Origin of the sequence: Rhizobium sp. BK376, from assembly GCF_004341625.1 — a bacterium.
Lineage (GTDB): Bacteria > Pseudomonadota > Alphaproteobacteria > Rhizobiales > Rhizobiaceae > Rhizobium.
Map to the genome: position 1 here is coordinate 567,661 of NZ_SLZG01000001.1, position 16,025 is coordinate 583,685.

Annotated in this window: 15 protein-coding genes; 2 read left to right on the forward strand and 13 right to left on the reverse strand. The window is 61.9% G+C overall.

The genetic code is table 11. The features are described 5' to 3' along the window. Positions 1-54: 54 nt before the first annotated feature. From EV561_RS02855 to ccmI, 7 genes are all read right to left on the reverse strand, one after another. The gene (locus EV561_RS02855; RefSeq protein ID WP_132517386.1) at positions 55-1,464 is read right to left on the reverse strand and encodes an ATP-binding protein; all 1,410 of its coding nucleotides are present in this window, start codon (positions 1,462-1,464) and stop codon (positions 55-57) included. Further along, complete coding sequence (locus EV561_RS02860) at positions 1,461-2,219, reverse strand: response regulator transcription factor (protein WP_132517388.1); 759 nt, start codon at positions 2,217-2,219, stop codon at positions 1,461-1,463. Before EV561_RS02860 ends, EV561_RS02855 begins: the two co-directional genes overlap by 4 nt. 99 nt (positions 2,220-2,318) lie before the next feature. Further along, positions 2,319-3,875 carry a Do family serine endopeptidase gene (locus tag EV561_RS02865; RefSeq protein ID WP_132517390.1) on the reverse strand — a complete coding sequence of 519 codons (1,557 nt, stop codon included), beginning with the start codon at positions 3,873-3,875 and terminating at the stop codon, positions 2,319-2,321. Positions 3,876-4,045: 170 nt separating this feature from the next. After that, on the reverse strand, positions 4,046-4,483 hold the full coding sequence (locus EV561_RS02870; protein ID WP_132518066.1) for a cytochrome c-type biogenesis protein: 438 nt from the start codon (positions 4,481-4,483) through the stop codon (positions 4,046-4,048). A gap of 41 nt (positions 4,484-4,524) precedes the next feature. Continuing rightward, positions 4,525-6,525, reverse strand: a complete 2,001-nt coding sequence (locus EV561_RS02875) for a heme lyase CcmF/NrfE family subunit (RefSeq protein ID WP_132517392.1) — start codon at positions 6,523-6,525, stop codon at positions 4,525-4,527. Then, entirely contained in the window at positions 6,522-6,971 is a 450-nt protein-coding gene (gene ccmE, locus EV561_RS02880; protein ID WP_132517394.1) for a cytochrome c maturation protein CcmE, read from the reverse strand. Before ccmE ends, EV561_RS02875 begins: the two co-directional genes overlap by 4 nt. Further along, positions 6,968-8,113 carry a c-type cytochrome biogenesis protein CcmI gene (ccmI, locus tag EV561_RS02885; protein ID WP_132517396.1) on the reverse strand — a complete coding sequence of 382 codons (1,146 nt, stop codon included), beginning with the start codon at positions 8,111-8,113 and terminating at the stop codon, positions 6,968-6,970. The genes ccmE and ccmI overlap by 4 nt, the downstream gene beginning before the upstream one ends. Before the next feature lie 188 nt (positions 8,114-8,301). On the opposite strand from ccmI, the gene EV561_RS02890 reads away from it, so the two are divergent. Together EV561_RS02890 and EV561_RS02895 are read left to right on the forward strand one after the other, a co-directional pair. Next, positions 8,302-8,568, forward strand: coding sequence for a type II toxin-antitoxin system ParD family antitoxin (locus EV561_RS02890; protein WP_132517398.1), 267 nt, complete (start codon positions 8,302-8,304; stop codon positions 8,566-8,568). Between the two features lie 2 nt (positions 8,569-8,570). Then, positions 8,571-8,882 (forward strand): type II toxin-antitoxin system RelE/ParE family toxin, encoded by a 312-nt coding sequence (locus EV561_RS02895; protein WP_132517400.1) that lies wholly within the window; start codon positions 8,571-8,573, stop codon positions 8,880-8,882. Between the two features lie 31 nt (positions 8,883-8,913). On the opposite strand, the gene EV561_RS02900 is transcribed toward EV561_RS02895, so the two are convergent. From EV561_RS02900 to EV561_RS02925, 6 genes are all read right to left on the reverse strand, one after another. Next, positions 8,914-9,354: a hypothetical protein gene (locus EV561_RS02900; protein WP_132517402.1), complete on the reverse strand. Its 441-nt coding sequence runs from the start codon at positions 9,352-9,354 to the stop codon at positions 8,914-8,916. Between the two features lie 95 nt (positions 9,355-9,449). Continuing rightward, positions 9,450-10,847: a HAMP domain-containing sensor histidine kinase gene (locus EV561_RS02905; protein ID WP_132517404.1), complete on the reverse strand. Its 1,398-nt coding sequence runs from the start codon at positions 10,845-10,847 to the stop codon at positions 9,450-9,452. Continuing rightward, a complete protein-coding gene (locus tag EV561_RS02910; RefSeq protein ID WP_132517406.1) occupies positions 10,837-11,508 on the reverse strand; it encodes a response regulator transcription factor in 672 nt (223 codons plus the stop codon). Before EV561_RS02910 ends, EV561_RS02905 begins: the two co-directional genes overlap by 11 nt. A gap of 47 nt (positions 11,509-11,555) precedes the next feature. Further along, positions 11,556-11,804, reverse strand: coding sequence for a hypothetical protein (locus tag EV561_RS02915; RefSeq protein ID WP_132517408.1), 249 nt, complete (start codon positions 11,802-11,804; stop codon positions 11,556-11,558). A 116-nt stretch (positions 11,805-11,920) separates the two neighbouring features. Then, positions 11,921-12,133 carry a hypothetical protein gene (locus EV561_RS02920; RefSeq protein ID WP_132517410.1) on the reverse strand — a complete coding sequence of 71 codons (213 nt, stop codon included), beginning with the start codon at positions 12,131-12,133 and terminating at the stop codon, positions 11,921-11,923. Between the two features lie 25 nt (positions 12,134-12,158). Further along, a complete protein-coding gene (locus EV561_RS02925) occupies positions 12,159-16,004 on the reverse strand; it encodes a glycoside hydrolase/phage tail family protein (protein ID WP_132517412.1) in 3,846 nt (1,281 codons plus the stop codon). Between the last annotated feature and the right edge of the window lie 21 nt (positions 16,005-16,025).

A 16,025-nucleotide genomic window follows, 5' to 3' on the forward strand; every position in this document is an offset into this window, starting at 1 on the left:
CGTTTGCGCCAATAGTGGACTTGGCCGGAACGCCGACACATCAAGCAGGACGGCTCAGGCGGCCTTTGCGGGAAATACCATGCTGGCCGTCAGGCCCCGCGCAACCATATTCTCGGGATCGGTATCAGAGAGCTGCAGCTTGCCGCCGTGAAGCTCCATCACGGCCTCGATCAGGGAAAGGCCAAGCCCCGTGCCGGGTTTGGAACGACTTTCATCCAGCCGGTAGAAACGCTTGATGACGTCCTCGCGGCTCTGTTCGGGAACGCCGGGGCCGTGATCGGCGACGCAGAGGTGAACGCCGTCCGGCTTGCGCGCCAGCCTCAACACGACTTCAGGCTTGCCCGCGCCGCCGGGCGCGTATTTGACCGCATTGTCGATGAGGTTGAAAATCGCCTGACCGATGAGTTCACGATTGCCCTGCACTTCGACGCTGGGCTCGATATCTGTCGTCAGCGACAGGCCCGCCTCTTCGGCAACCGGCTCGTAGAGTTCGGCGGTATCGGCAACGATCGAGGAAATATCGACCGCCGTCATCTCCGCCGCAACCGACCCTGCCTCGACGCGGGAAATCATCAAGAGCGCGTTGAACGTGCGGATCAACTGATCGGATTCGCCGATGATGCCCTCGAGCGCGATGCGACGCGCCTCGTTGTCGCGGGTTTCAAGCGCGTCGGCCGCCTTGTTGCGCAGCCGGGTCAGCGGCGTCTTGAGGTCGTGGGCGATGTTGTCCGAAACCTGACGCAACCCCTCGTTCAATTTCTCGATGCGCTCCAGCATATTGTTCAGCGATCCGGACATGCGATCGAACTCGTCGCCCGATCCGCCGACCGGCAGACGCTGGGAGAGATCGCCGGCCATGATCTTGCGGCTGGCGTCGGTCATCCGGTCGATGCGCTTCAGCGCATTGCGGCCAATGCCGAACCAGATGACGAGCGCGCCGAGCCCCATGATGGCAAGCGCCAGCATCAGCGCCTGGCGGACAAGTAGACGGAAGCGCTCGGGTTCGCCGAGGTCGCGGCCGATCAGAATGCGCAAACCGTTATCGAGGGTGAAGATATTGGCGAGCGCCAGATGCCGCCGCTCCGCTCCGGTATCCGTATAGCGCTCATAGAGGAAGGGAATTTCCGTCCAACCGGCGTCGTCGAACACGCCCGGCTGTACCGAAGCGACGTTGCCGGCCAGGATGTCGCCGGACGGGCTGGCGATGACATAGAGATTGGCGCCCGGCTGTCGGGAGCGACGCTCCATGGTGCGCAGCAGGAGGTTGAGCCCGCCCGCGTCATAGGCACGCTTGACCTGGTTCACTTCCTGCTGGACGGCATCACGGATCTGCCCGGTCAGCAGACGCTCGGACATGGCCGTTACATAGAAGACAAGGGTGGCTGCGCAGAGCGCAAACAACAGGATATAGAGGGCGGAAAGGCGGACTGCGGTGGACTTGAAGAGGACGCGGAAGCGACTCATCCCTCGTCCTTGATCATATAGCCGGCACCACGGATCGTCTTCAGGATGGGCTGGTTGAAGTCCTTCTCGATCTTCGAGCGCAGACGGGACACGTGGACGTCGATGACATTGGTCTGCGGATCGAAGTGGTAGTCCCAGACATTTTCGAGCAGCATGGTGCGCGTCACCACCTGACCGGCATTCTTCATCAGATATTCGAGCAGGCGGAACTCGCGGGGTTGCAGGAGGATCTCCTTGCCGCCGCGCCGAACCTCGTGGGAGAGCCGGTCGAGTTCAAGATCGCCGACGCGATAGAGAACATCCTGATCCGGAGATCCCTTTCTCCGGCCGAGGACTTCGACGCGGGCGAGAAGCTCGCTGAAGGCATAGGGCTTCGGCAGGTAGTCGTCTCCGCCGGCGCGCAGGCCGGTCACACGGTCATCCACCTGGCCGAGGGCGGAGAGGATGAGGACAGGGGTGTGCACTGCCTTGCGCCGCAGCTCGCTGATGACGGAAAGTCCATCGCGGCGCGGCAACATGCGGTCGATGACGATGACGTCATAGGTGTTTTCGGTGCCCATGAAGAGGCCGCTCTCGCCATCGCTGGCGTGATCCGCAACAATACCGGCCTCACGAAAAGCCTTGGTCAGATAGGCAGCCGCTTCGAGGTCATCTTCGATAATCAGAATCTTCATGTGCGTGACATTACCTGCCGGTCCCGCTTCTGCACAACCGGATTCGGAAGGCTCGATAACGTGCTGACTACCTGTGGTCATCTTTTCACCCATGAACTGATTATCGATCGCAAGACCCTAAGCAAAGAGCCGCGCAAGCCGTCAGCCTGCGCGGCTCCTTTTCATTCAATGGGACTGAAATCAGCCCTGACCGTTGATCGAAAGCGCGACGAAGCGGCTTCCGTCATTCGACTGGATCTGGAAGAGCGCCCGGGTGCGGCCGTTCTTCTTGGCATCGTCGATAGCCTTGGCGATATCCTGGGCGTTGGTGACGTCCTGATTGTTGACCGAGGTGATCTTCTCGCCTTCCTTCACGCCCTTGTCGGCGGCATCGGAGTCCGGATCGACGGAGGTGATGGCAACACCCTTGCCGTCATCCGACGGGCCGACTGCCAGGCCGAGATCGGCAAGAGCCTTCTCGGAAGCCGGCTGCTGCGGCTGGGGCTGCTGCTGATCCTTGTTGTCATCGGAGGCCTGGTTCTGGTCTGCCGGCAGCGTGCCAAGATCAACCGTAACCGACTGTGCCTTGCCACCGCGCCACAGCGAGACTTCCACCTTGGAGCCCGGCTGCATCGCACCGATGCGACGGGCGAGATCGCGCGGATCCTTGACGGTTTCGCCATTGACCGCCGTCACGACGTCGCCGTTCTTGATGCCGGCCTTCTGGCCCGGAGAGCCATCCTGCGGGGAAACGACCAGCGCGCCGCTTGCCTCGGACAGGCCGACGGATTCGGCGATATCCTTGGTGACGGGCTGGATCTGTACACCGAGCCAACCGCGGGAAACATTGCCCGACTTGATCAGGTCGGCCACGACGCTCTTTGCAGTCGTGGACGGGATTGCGAAGGCGATGCCAACGCTGCCGCCCGACGGCGAGAAGATGGCGGTGTTGATGCCGACGACTTCGCCGTTCAGGTTGAAGGTCGGACCACCGGAGTTGCCGCGGTTCACGGCGGCATCCACCTGGATGTAATCGTCATAGGGGCCGGAGCCGATATCGCGGCCACGGGCCGAAACGATACCTGCGGTGACAGTGCCGCCGAGGCCGAAGGGATTGCCGACAGCCACGACCCAGTCGCCGACGCGAACCTTGTCGTCATCCGCCCACTTGACGTAGGTGAACTTGCGCTTGTCGTCGACCTTCAGGACGGCGAGGTCGGTGCGCGGGTCCTTGCCGATCAACTTGGCATTGAGTTCGGTACCGTCATTCATCACGACGACAAATGCCGCGCCATCCGAGACGACGTGGTTGTTGGTGACGATATAGCCGTCTTCGGAGATGAAGAAGCCGGAGCCTTGGGCAACAGGACGCAGACGACCCTTGCCTTCGTTCTGGCCCTTCTGCTGGTTCTGCTGGTTGTGACCGTTCTGCTCCTGGCCGAACTGGCGGAAGAACTTCTTCAGCGGATGATCATCGGGGAGCTCATCGAAACCACGGCCGAGGCCGAAGGAATCATCGTCATCCGCAACGGGATTGACGCGGGATTCAACGCGAACTGAAACGACGGCCGGAGAAACGGCATCAACGACATTGGCGAAGCTCGGAACCTGGGGAGCCTGAACGCTGACAGCGTCGGCATAAGACTTGGTGATTTCGAGCGGAATACCGGTCGCGAGAACGGCGACAGCCAGACCAGCAACTGCCGAAGCCTTCACGGCGGTGCTGCGGGACAAACGGTCCTTAATATTCCTGAACATGTGGGTACCTTCTCTTCTCTCGTCTGATTTTTATTGGACCGGTGAGACCGGCGGCGATCAGTTGATAGTGCGAATATAGGAAGTCTGAGGTTACAGCGAACTGTCTGAGGAATGAAAAGTTCGTAATGTGGCGGAATGTTGCGCTGACGGTAAAATTCCTCGAGCGAACGTTACTTGCCGAGTATTTCGTCCAGGCGCGTTTCCTCCTCCGCCGTCAGCCGGGTCCCTGTCGGCTTGCCGGCACGGCGCCTTGCGAAGACCACGAGGGAAATGCCGCCGAGGACGAACAGCGCGATCGGCGCACCCCAGAGCAGCCAGGTCTTTTCGCTGAAACGCGGCTTCAGCAATACGAACTCGCCATAGCGCGAGACGATGTAATCCACCACCTGCCGGTCGCTGTCGCCGTCCACCAGACGCTTGCGCACCAGAAGACGCAGATCGCGGGCGAGATCGGCGTTGGAATCATCGATCGACTGGTTCTGGCAGACCATGCAGCGCAATTCCGCAGAAATCGTCCGGGCACGCGCCTCGAGGGCCGGATCGGGCAGGACTTCGTCGGGAATGACAGCGAAGGCTGGCAGCGGGGAGAGAAGCGTGAGCGCCAGCATGAAAAGAAGTGCGAGCCACCGCTGGAGTTGGACCCGCCTCCTCATTCCGCAGGCTCCACCACGTGCACGACCGCGGCCTTCGCGGCCCTCGTCCGCCTGCTCGGCGCGCCCACGCGAAGACGGCGGTCGCTGAGCGAGACGATGCCGCCCAATGCCATGATGATTGCGCCGCCCCAGATGCAGATGATGAACGGCTTCCACCAGATACGAACGACCATGCCGCCATCCCTGCTGGCATCGCCGAGCGAAACATAGAGCTGGTTGACGCCAAACGTCAGGATGCCGGCTTCCGTGGTCGCTTCACGCCGCGCGGTAAACAGGCGCTTGGCCGACGAAACCTCGGCAACCGCCACGCCGCCGCGGATAACGGTGAAGTGGCCGCGGTCCTCGGTGAAGTTCGGGCCGACGCCGGCCTGCATGCCATCGAAGCGCAGCGTGTAGCCGCCAAGCTCCGCCGTGCCGCCTGGCTTCATTTCAGTGATATTCTCCGTCTGGAAGGTGGAGACAGCAACGATGCCAAGGACGGTGACGCCGAAACCGGCATGGGCGAGCGCCGTGCCGAAAGCCGAACGTGGCAGGCCGCTCAAACGGCGCCATGCGACATCCAACGAAACCTTGCCGACGCCGGCACGAAACCAGAGATCGGCGACTGCGCCGAAGATCAGAAAGAAGCCTGCGGCGAGACCGAGGATCGCCAGAACCGGGCCGCCATGCTTGACGTAGAAAAGCACCAGGCCGGCGATGAAAGCCAGGATCGCCGCGACGTAGAGGCGCTGCATCGCGCCCAGCAGATCGCCGCGCTTCCAGGCAAGCAACGGCCCGAACGGCACGGCCACCAGAAGCGGCGTCATCAACAGGCCGAAGGTCAGGTTGAAGAAGGGCGGGCCGACGGAAATCTTGTCGCCATTCAGCGTTTCCAGCGCCAGCGGATAGAGCGTGCCCGTCAGCACCGTGCCGCAGGCGACCGTCAGGATGAGATTGTTCAGCACCAGCGCGCCTTCGCGCGAAATTGGCGCAAACAAGCCCCCCGACGTCAGGACCGGCGCACGGAAGGCGAAGAGCGACAGCGCACCGCCAATGAAGATCAGCAGAATGCAGAGAATGAAGACGCCGCGGGTCGGGTCGCTGGCAAAGGCATGCACCGAGGTCAGCACGCCGGAGCGGACGAGGAACGTGCCGAGCAGCGACAGGGAGAAGGTCAGGATCGCAAGCAGCACCGTCCAGATCTTCAGCGAGTCACGCTTTTCCATGACCAGCGCCGAGTGCAGCAGCGCCGTGCCGGCAAGCCAGGGCATGAAGGATGCGTTTTCGACCGGGTCCCAGAACCACCAGCCGCCCCAGCCGAGCTCGTAATAGGCCCAATAGGAGCCCATGGCGATGCCGAGCGTCAGGAACGTCCAGGCGGCAAGCGTCCAGGGCCGCACCCAGCGAGCCCATGCCGCATCGATGCGACCTTCCATGAGTGCCGCAACAGCAAAGGAAAAGCAGACCGAGAAGCCGACATAGCCGAGGTAAAGCAGCGGCGGATGGATCGCCAAGCCGATATCCTGCAGAACCGGATTGATATCCTTGCCCTCTGCCGGCGCCGGATTAAGGCGAAGGAAGGGATTTGAAGTCAGCAGGATGAAGACGAGGAAGGCAACCGATATCCAGGCCTGCACCGATAGTACATTGGCCCTGAGAGTATCCGGCAGATTGCGGCCGAAGAGCGCAACGAGCGCGCTGAACAGCGACAGGATCAGCAGCCAGAGCATCATCGAGCCTTCGTGATTGCTCCAGACGCCTGACACCTTGAAGATCACCGGCACCAGCGAATGCGAATTCTCCCAGACGTTTGCGACGGAGAAGTCGGAAACGAGATAGGCGTAGGTAAGGACGCCGAAGGAGAAGACGACCAATCCGAACATGGCGAAGGAGCCGGGAATGGCAACGTCCATCATCGACTGGTCCAGACGTCTGGCGCCGAGTGCGGGAACGATCGAGACGATGATCGCGGTCGCCAGTGCCAGAACCAGCGCGTAATGCCCGAGTTCGATGATCATTGGCTTGCTTCCTCGCCCTTCCAGACACCATCAGCCTTCAGCTTGTCGGCGACTTCTTTCGGCATATAGCGCTCATCATGCTTGGCGAGCACGCTATCGGCAACGAAAACATTGCCGCCGGGTTCAAACTTGCCCTCGGTAACGACGCCCTGTCCCTCGCGGAAGAGATCAGGCAGGATGCCCGTATATTTGACGTTGACCGTGTCCTTGCCGTCGGTCACGGCGAACTGCACCGTCGTTCCGTCGCCGCGGACAACGCTGCCTTGTCCGACAAGCCCGCCGAGCCGAATCAAGGTACCGGGGCTGACGGGATTCTTGGCAATGTCGGCCGGCATGTAGAAATAGGCGACCGACTGGCTGAAGGCGAACATGACGAGCAGCACGGCCGCAATGATGAAGCTCATGCCGCCGCCGATCACGGCCAGACGTTTCTGTTTACGGGTCACCGCTGCGTCTCCTCCGTCGCAACACCGAGTTCCTTTCCGAGCGCCAGAAGCTGCTGCCCCTGCCCGCCATCGGCCGGGAAGGCCGACAAGCCGCGCTTTAATGCATCGGCCGCGCGGTCCTTGTCATTCAGCACGGCATAGGAGCGGATGAGGCGCATCCAGCCTTCGAAATTGTCGGGATTTTGGCGGAGTTTGGCATCGAGACTGTCGACCATGCCGCGGATCATCTGCTGGCGGTCGCCCGAATTCATGGTGTCGGCGGTCGCGACCTCGTCGGCGCTCGGATTGCCCGGAGCATCCGGATTTGCGGCCGCAATCTCGGGCGTGCCGCCGTTCTTGGCGATATGCTCGTTGACGAGCGGCAGCCAGGGCGCACCGGCGGGCGATGCCTTGGCAAGAGCGACAAAGGCGTTCTTCGCATCCGCCTGCTTGCCATCCTGCTCCAAAGCCAGCGCCAGATAGAATTCGGCGCGCGGATTGTTGGGCTCCAGCGACAGCGATTGTTGCAGCGCCTGCCGCGCATCCGCCGTCACGACGCCATCGGAGGCCGCAATGAGGGTTTCCGCCAGACCTCCGAGACGCTCGGGAGTAGGGCCCAACAGGCGAATGGCATTGCGATAAGCAAGCTCCGCATCGCCGACGCGCATCGACTTGAAATATATCGGGGCAAGAATATCCCAGCCCTTACCGTCGTCGGGGTGTTCGGCGAGATGCCGTTCCGCCTGGGCGACAAGCACGGCCATGTCGTTGCCCGGATTTTTCACGCGCGCCGACAGCGGCTGCGACGGCAGGCCCGGATTGCCGACCGTCAAGTAAAGACAGAGCCCGATGGCGGGCAATAGAAGGATGATGAAGGCCTGCGTGAGACGATAGGTCGATGCGCGAGCCGGCTTGCCGGCGACCGGCTGGGCAGTCGAAACGGCAAGCAGCCGGCGGCCGATTTCGGCGCGGGCATAGGCTGCTTCCTCCGGGGTGATCAGGCCGCCGGTGAGATCGCGATCGAGTTCGCGAAGCTGGTCTCGATAGACCGCAGCCTCGCCGGCACGGCCACCGTCTGCCGCCTTTGCTATGCGCAGAAGCGGATAGAGCAAAACGGCGCCGACACCCGCCGTCAGAACGGCCACGAGAATCCAGAAGAGCATAGACGCCCAATACTTTACCAGGGCGCTTATTCCAACCGTGAAAGCGGAAATGACGAAGATTTGAGGCGTTTGGCCGCGATTCTCGGCCGCTGCACACGTTTCTTGAACGATCGTATATTGGTAACTGTTGATAATAGTTGTTAGTCGTGCGGTTAAATCTTATGATTGGGGAAACGGAGGCCAACCCAATGGCGAGCTTTGCCCTAAACGAACACTATGAAGAATTCATCCGAAAGCAGCTCGAAAGCGGGCGCTACAACAATGCGAGCGAGGTGGTAAGAGCTGGTCTTCGCATGCTGGAAGACTATGAAGATGCGCGCGAGCGCTGGTTGCGCGAGGAAATTCCGAACCGCTACGAGGAAGTCAAACGTGATGCTTCCAAGGCGGTCACCCTGGACGCCGCCATATCGCGTTTCCAGGCAAAGCACACCGCCGAAATGAAAAAAGCAAAATAGCGATGGAATACGTCGTCAGGCTCCACGAACGTGCTGAAGCCGAACTCGATCAGATGTATGACGACATAGCCCTAGTGGCTGGTCCCGAGATCGCAGGAAAATATGTCGGCGGTCTCTATGAGCTGATCGGCGGGCCGGCAACTTTTGCAGAACGGGGCACCGTGCGCGAGGGTCGTATTCCCGGGCTTCGCGTCATCGGATATAGACACAGCGTTTCGATCGCCTTCGTCGTCGAAAAAGACCAGGTGACGATCTTAGGCGTTTTCCGTCGCGGAAAGAACATAACTTCGGAAATTCTGGAAGACCGGATTTAGCTCAGGCGCTATTTCCAGGCTTGCTTCTATTTCAATTCAGCAGCGACCACGTCCCATCGTCATTGCGGCAAGCAGCGCCGCGCGCCTGGGTCTGGTTGCCGCTGACGGTCACGGTATGGGTATATTGGCGGCAATTCTGCGAGCCGACCTGATAGGGCGCTGCGGCCACGACCTGGCCGCTGACGCCCCGACCGCTCCAGACGACAGGCTGGCCGCCCGGGGCAGCTTCCAGAGCGCGATACTCCGCTTCAAGCGCGCGCTGCTGATCGCTATCGCTCAATTTCACGCCCGTACGGCCGACAATGCCGCCATCCAGCGCCTTGATATAAGGGGCGGAGGGGCTCGGCTTTGATGGAGAAAGCAGGCTGAGTGTTCCACCTGTCCCACTTGTTCCGTGCGTCGTGTTGCAGGCGGAAAGGGCGGCCATGACAAGAAACAGGCTTGCGGTCGTACGTGGTATGCAGCGATTCATGCAATTCAACCAGATTGGGGGACGAACCGGGTTAACGTATACTGCGATGCGGCATCCTCATGATGCGCTTCGCCTTTCTGTCATTAGAGCGAGTGTCACGCAACATCCTTCGTCACTCCCGGCAGAATAAGACTGGCCCTCAGGCCACCCCATGTGCCGCGGGAAAGCTCCAGCCTCCCCTGATATTCATTGGTTATTTCGCTGACGATCGAAAGGCCGAGGCCTGTGCCCGGCTTGCTTTCGTCCAGACGGCGGCCGCGCTTCATCGCTTCGCGAATCTGGTCCGGCTCCAGTCCGGGTCCGTCATCCTCGACGACAAGTTCGACCCAGGATTTTCGAGCCGGATCGATGCCCCTCACCTCCGCTGGCGCCTCGCTGGCTGCGACACGAACCTTGTGCTCGGCAAAGCGGGCGGCATTTTCGAGCAGATTGCCGACCGTCTCCTCCAGGTCCTGCTGCTCCATCGCAAGCGCGAGGTGCGGCGTGACTGACAGCTCGAACTCCTTGTCGGCATTCAGGCGACGCATGACGCGCACCAATCGCTCAAGAGCCGGCTCGGCATCGGTGCGCGCAAGCACGGACTCCCGTTGAGCGGCGATGCGGGCGCGGTTGAGATAGGACTGCACCTGCCCTTGCATGGATTCGGCCTGATGCTTCACGAGATCGCCATGGGAGCGCTCGAGCACCCGCGACTCGTTGAGCAATACGGCAATGGGGGTCTTCAGCGAATGCGCCAGATTGCCGACCTGCATGCGCGCCCGCTCGACGATGCGCCGGTTGCTGTCGATCAACGCATTGACTTCGTTGGCAAGGGGAAGGATTTCGCGGGGGAATTCCCCCTCCAGCCTTTCGCGATCGCCGGCGCGGATGCGCTCCAATGCCCGACGCGCCTTATCGAGCGGCCTGAGCCCGTAAAGAATGGCGAGCGCGTTGACGATCAGGCTGCCGACACCGAAGCCGGCCAGCGCCAGATAGAGGCTATGGGAAAATGTGCGCACATCGTCCTCGACGACGGCGATATTGCCGGTAACGCGGAAGCGCGCTGCGCGGCCGTCGGTATCGAGCACCACCTCGGTTTCCGCAACCTGGACGTGATTTCCGAAAGCATCCGTGACGATGTAATAGCGCTCGTAATTCTTGTCGAACGGTGCCTCAAGCACTGATAGGACAGGCAGGGTCGAAGCACCGAGCGACGGGGAGACGAGCGGGGCCGCCGTATAAGTGCCCAGGGGCTCGACCATCCAGTACCAGCCGGTCTTCGGCTGGGCGAAACGCAGGTCGCCGAGCTGCGGGCTGCCGGCAAGGGCACCCTGGTCGCCGATCGTCACTGAATTGATGACGTTATAGAGCTGGGCGCGCAGCAGATCCTGAAAGCCGCGCTCGGCGCTCTTGCGATAGAGCGTCGAAATAACAAGACCGATCACCACGAGCGCTACCGCCGACCACAACGTGGTCAGCAGCAGCACACGCGCGGTGAGCGATTTAATTCGCAGTGGACGGGGCTTGGATTCGATAGCCTAGTCCTCGCACGGTCTCGATCAGGTCCACGCCCATCTTCTTGCGAAGGCGGCCAACGAAAACCTCGATCGTGTTGGAATCGCGGTCGAAATCCTGGTCGTACATATGCTCGACCAGCTCCGTGCGAGAGACCACCTCGCCCTTGTGATGCATGAGATAGGCTAGGAGACGATATTCATGAGAGGTAAGCTTGAGCGCCTTGCCGTTGACTGTCGCCTTCGAACTCTTGGTGTCGAGGCGAACAGGGCCGCAGACGATTTCGGAAGACGCATGGCCGGCAGCGCGGCGGATCAGCGCGCGGATGCGGGCGAGCACTTCTTCGACATGGAAGGGTTTGGCGACATAATCGTCGGCGCCTGCATCGATGCCGGCAACCTTGTCGCTCCAGCGATCACGGGCAGTCAGGATGAGAACAGGCATGCTGCGGCCGGCAGCACGCCATTTTTCAAGCGCGGTGATCCCATCCATTTCGGGCAGGCCGATATCAAGGATGATCGCGTCGTAGGGTTCGGTTTCGCCGAGAAAATGGCCCTCTTCGCCATCGAAAGCGACATCGACAACATAGCCGGCCTCTTTCAAGGCCTCGGCAAGCTGACGGTTCAGGTTGATATCGTCTTCAACTACGAGAATGCGCATGTTTCCGCCCAATTTTTAGCCGATTCGCGAGGCCTCTGCGGAGCTTACTACATCGGCACCTTCACGGTCACCTTGCGTGGCCGCTGGCCGTTGCCCTGGACGAGAACGGTGATGACACAGCTGTCACCGGATGGCTGGGCGGAAAGAAGCTGCCCCCCGGTCTTGGCGACGACCTGGGCGGCAGCATCGCTGCAATCGCCGCCGGCGCGCGCGACCAAGGTCGGCGTCGTCACCGGCAGCACAGCCGACCCCGCCGTAATGGCGGCCGCTGCTGCTACGCTCAAGAGTGATGCCATGCTCATACTTCCACAGGGACATTAACTTGAGCGAATATGTACCCAAACCCGCCTGAATGGCAAATGAATGGGTGGTAACTTTCTGTTGGGCAACCGCTCGACTGGGTGCCAGGCTATCAGATTGATTTAATTGCGGAAGTTGCCGTCACTCGGCCGTAGATGGCGACCAGACTGCCCACCGCGCCGGCGATTGCGACCGCCGAATCGGCGATGGTGGATTGGTCCGCCGCGCCGACCTGAATGCCGGTGAATTGCAGCGCCGAAGCACCAAGCGCGAGCAACGCACCCCACACGGTTTTCGAAAGATACCACTGCTTGACGTCTTCCATGGAACACTCCTTTTTGGGTTGGAAGCTAGGGGGTGACGATCGCGACAGCCGGGATGCCAAGCGGCACCCGCTGGCCCATCTGGGCGACGATCACCTGAAGTTGAGATTGTTTCGCGCCAAAATCGGCGAGTTCTTCGGCGGCGGAATAAAGCCATGTCGGCTGCGTCACCTCGACCTGCCGAACGACCTCGCCGCTCTTCATGATCTGCAGCTGGTAGCGCTCCGTCGGCTCATCGAGCGGGATATCCGGCGGGATCCAATTGTCGGCATCGATGCGGCCGCGCCTGATCCAGCTGATCGCCACCGCGCCATTATCGTCGCGACTGGCCGTGATATGGACGGGCGACAGCGGCGTTTGCGCGCGCAGCCCACCCTCGAAGACAAAGGGACCTGCCATGCCCTTTGCGCCGGCCGCTTCGGCGATCCAGTTGAGGGCAAGGCCCATTTCCTCGCTGGCGAGCCCAAGCGGCTGGACCGCATCATCGAGAAAGACGATCGTCGCTCCCGCTTCAGCGCCCGATGCCATCGCAGCCTCGGTGCCGGCGAGCCCGCGCAACAGGCCCGTGAGCTGCCATCGATTGGCGGCAATCTCTTCGGCGTTCAGAAAGGCGCCGATCTCCCAGACGCCGCTGATCGCCTGCAAGGCGAAGAGATTGCCGCCGTTCAGAACCGAAAGTTCAGGCAGTGAACTCAGCCCATCGAAGGGCAGATCGACGAGGAGCGGCTGCGACCAGTCGAAACGACCGCTCACGCCCGCAACGACGGGGGCGACCAAGCTCCCGATCTTCGCCGGCTTGTCGAGGAGAACCCGCGTTGCATAGCCCTCCGATGACGGAGAAGCGGAAAGCATCGTGGTTCGCCAGGGTTTCGCATAGGCCGCCCCGCGGGCGAAACTCGAGGCATCGCCGCTTGAAAATTGCGGCAGATCCATGAGCTCGACGATCGGGGCAAACAGGCTGGAAGCGATGCCGGAGGAATTCCGGCCGGATCGGCTGCTTTCGGCAGCGACGCCGCCGGCAAGCGGCGCGAACTCACGCGCCTCAATCTTGCGTGACGTGCCATCCTCGATGCGGGTCACAAGAAAGCGGCCATCCGGCCCATCCTCAATATCAAGCACATCGCCGGGCTGAACGGCGATCTCGGTCGGCGCAAGGGAGAGTGTCAGCGAGCGACGCGAGATGCGGTTGTCGCGCAGCAGAGCCTCGGCCGCCGCCAGCGCGGCCTCCTCGGGCATGGTGGCGCCGAGGTCATAGCGCAAGGTGCGATTGGACGAGGACGGCGCACGGCGCGATCTGACGCTCGATTGCTCATAATCCGCGTCAGGATCGAAGAAGGTGACGATCGCGTCGGCGGCATAGTCGCTGTCATGGCCGCGGACCTCCTGCCAGAGCGGCTGATTGTCGAGGTCGGCGACCGTCGTGATCGGAATGGCCGGCAGGCTGGCGCGTGTGCGCGAGCGGAAACGCAATACGCTGCCATCCTCTATCACGTCGATCTGGAAGACCTCCAGCAGCGGATCGATCAAGCTACGGGCGGAGGTGACGTCGCCCTGGACATATCCGGTCAGATCGCCGCTGACGTCAGACACGTCGAAATCGGTAAAATTCTGATCCCGCAGGATTGCCGCAATTATATCGGCCAGCGTCCCGGAGCCGAGCCTGCCGTTCAGCCAATGGCCGGTGCGCCAATTGCCGCCGTCGCTCCAGATCGACGTGTCCAGCGGAAAGGCCGGATAGGGCCGCGCATCCCAGGTCCAGACGAAGATATGGGTGGGATCGACCATGCCTGAAGGCGCAGCAGCGCTGCTCCAATGGTCATGATGCGCTTCGAGAAAGCGGCGCTGTATGCTGTCGGCACGCATCCGGTTGGAGAAATAGGGTGCGGCCGACTCGACGGACTTCGGATCGAGGAAGACATTCGGCTGGTTGGCGCCCTTGTCGATGGCAGGGCAGCCGAGCTCGGTGAACCAGATAGGCTTGCTGCGCGGTGACCACGCCGTCGCAGCGGCATGCTCGGCGCCGCCCGTGCGCTCGTGATGCGGATTGGACCACCAGCTTTCGATATCCTTGTAGCGGAATATCCAGGGCTTGCCCGCCAGACCATCTGAAATAGCGGATCTCTTGCGATCGAAACGGTCTGCATCGCTGGCACAATACCAGTCGAAGCCTTCGCCGCTGGTAATGGCGGCACCCATGGCCGCGAGATCGTCGGAAACCTTGAAGCCATCAGGATTCGGTGCGGAGAGATCGTCGTCCCGCCAGTCGGCCAGCGGCATGTAGTTGTCGATGCCGATGGCATCGATGTCAGGCGAGGCCCAGAGCGGATCGAGATTGAAATAGACGTCGCCACTGCCATCGGCGGGATGGTAGCCGAAATATTCGCTCCAGTCGGCGCCGTAGGTCAGCTTCGTTCCCGGTCCGAACACTGCCCTGATATCGGCCGCCAGGGTCGCAAGTGCCTGTACGAACGGAAAGCTGCCGCTGCCATCGCGCAATTGCGTCAACCCGCGCAGTTCGGAGCCGATGATGAAGCCATCGACCCCGCCGGCGGCTGCGGCCAGATGGGCGTAGTGCAGCACCAGTCGCCGATAGCCCTCATCGATGCCGTGATAGGCGATGGATTGCCCGTCCACGGAGAAATCTCCGGCTGACGCATTGCCGCAGAAAGCCGTAATCTGCGCGCCCGCGGCACTGGTGCGATCCGCCGTGCCGGGCTGACCAATCGCGGGGAAACAGGTGATCCGCCCTCGCCAGGGATAGGTGGCCTGACCGGCGCCACCATAGGGATCCGGCAGCCCGTTACCGGCCGGGATATCCATCATCAGGAAGGGATAGAGGCAGACTTTCAGCCCGCGCGCCTTAAGGTCCGCAATCGCCTGAAATACGCTGAGGTCGTCTGGTGTGCCGCCATAGGCAGGCCCGCCATCGCTGAGGCTGATCAGATGGGCATCGGCGCGCGAGATGCCGGACACGGACCAGGGACTGCTTTCGCTATCGCGGGCATTGGCCTCGACACCAGGCACGATGCGGCAATTGCCGGCGCGCAGATCGGTTCCGAACCAGGCGACGACGAGCGCCACGCTTTCGAGATTGGGGCAAAGGGCAGTGAGTTCGTCCAGCGAGGCCTGCCAGTCCGTGGAAGCCGTCAGCACGTTGCGGTTCATGATCCGGGCGCTGCCGGCGCCGGTCTTCTCGGTCACATCAGTGGTGGCGTAGCCATGTTCCGTCGAGCCGGGAACGAGGGTTACTGCGCGGAGCTGGCTCTCAAGCCGGCCGATCGGACGCACCACCTCGAACTGGAAGAGCGGAATGCGGTTGCCGTAGGGGTCAAGCGGCAGATGATCGAAGACGACATAGGCAAGGCCGCGATAGGCCGGCGCATCACCCACCCCCTGCTTCGCCTCGATCAGCGGGTCCGGCAATTGCGTCTCGCTGCCGGTGTAGACCCGCATCTCGATTTCGGTGAGATCAATCTCCTTGCCGTCGGCCCAGACGCGGCGGATGCAGGCGACAGGCCCTTCGCAGAGCCCGATCGCGACATTGGCGAAATAATGGAAGGTCTCGACCTTCGGGCCGGTCGCCTTGCCGCCGGTGCGCTCGGTCGACACCTGTTCCTCGAAGCGCGTCGCCCAGATCAGCGTGCCGCCGAGGCGCGCGCTGCCATAGAGACGGCTGATGCCCGTGCCTTCATCGGCGCCCGGAATGCGCGCAGTTGAAAGCCGAGCGCCCGATATCGTCTGGCTGCCGTTGATCAACGTCTTGTCGAGAACGCTGCCGGCAAGAGCTCCTGCAGCCTGGCCGATGATCGCGCCGACAGGACCGAGCACGCCGCCGAGCGTTGCGCCGGCCGCCGCAAAGAGAATGGTTGCCATTGGGGCTCCTGAAAAACGGCG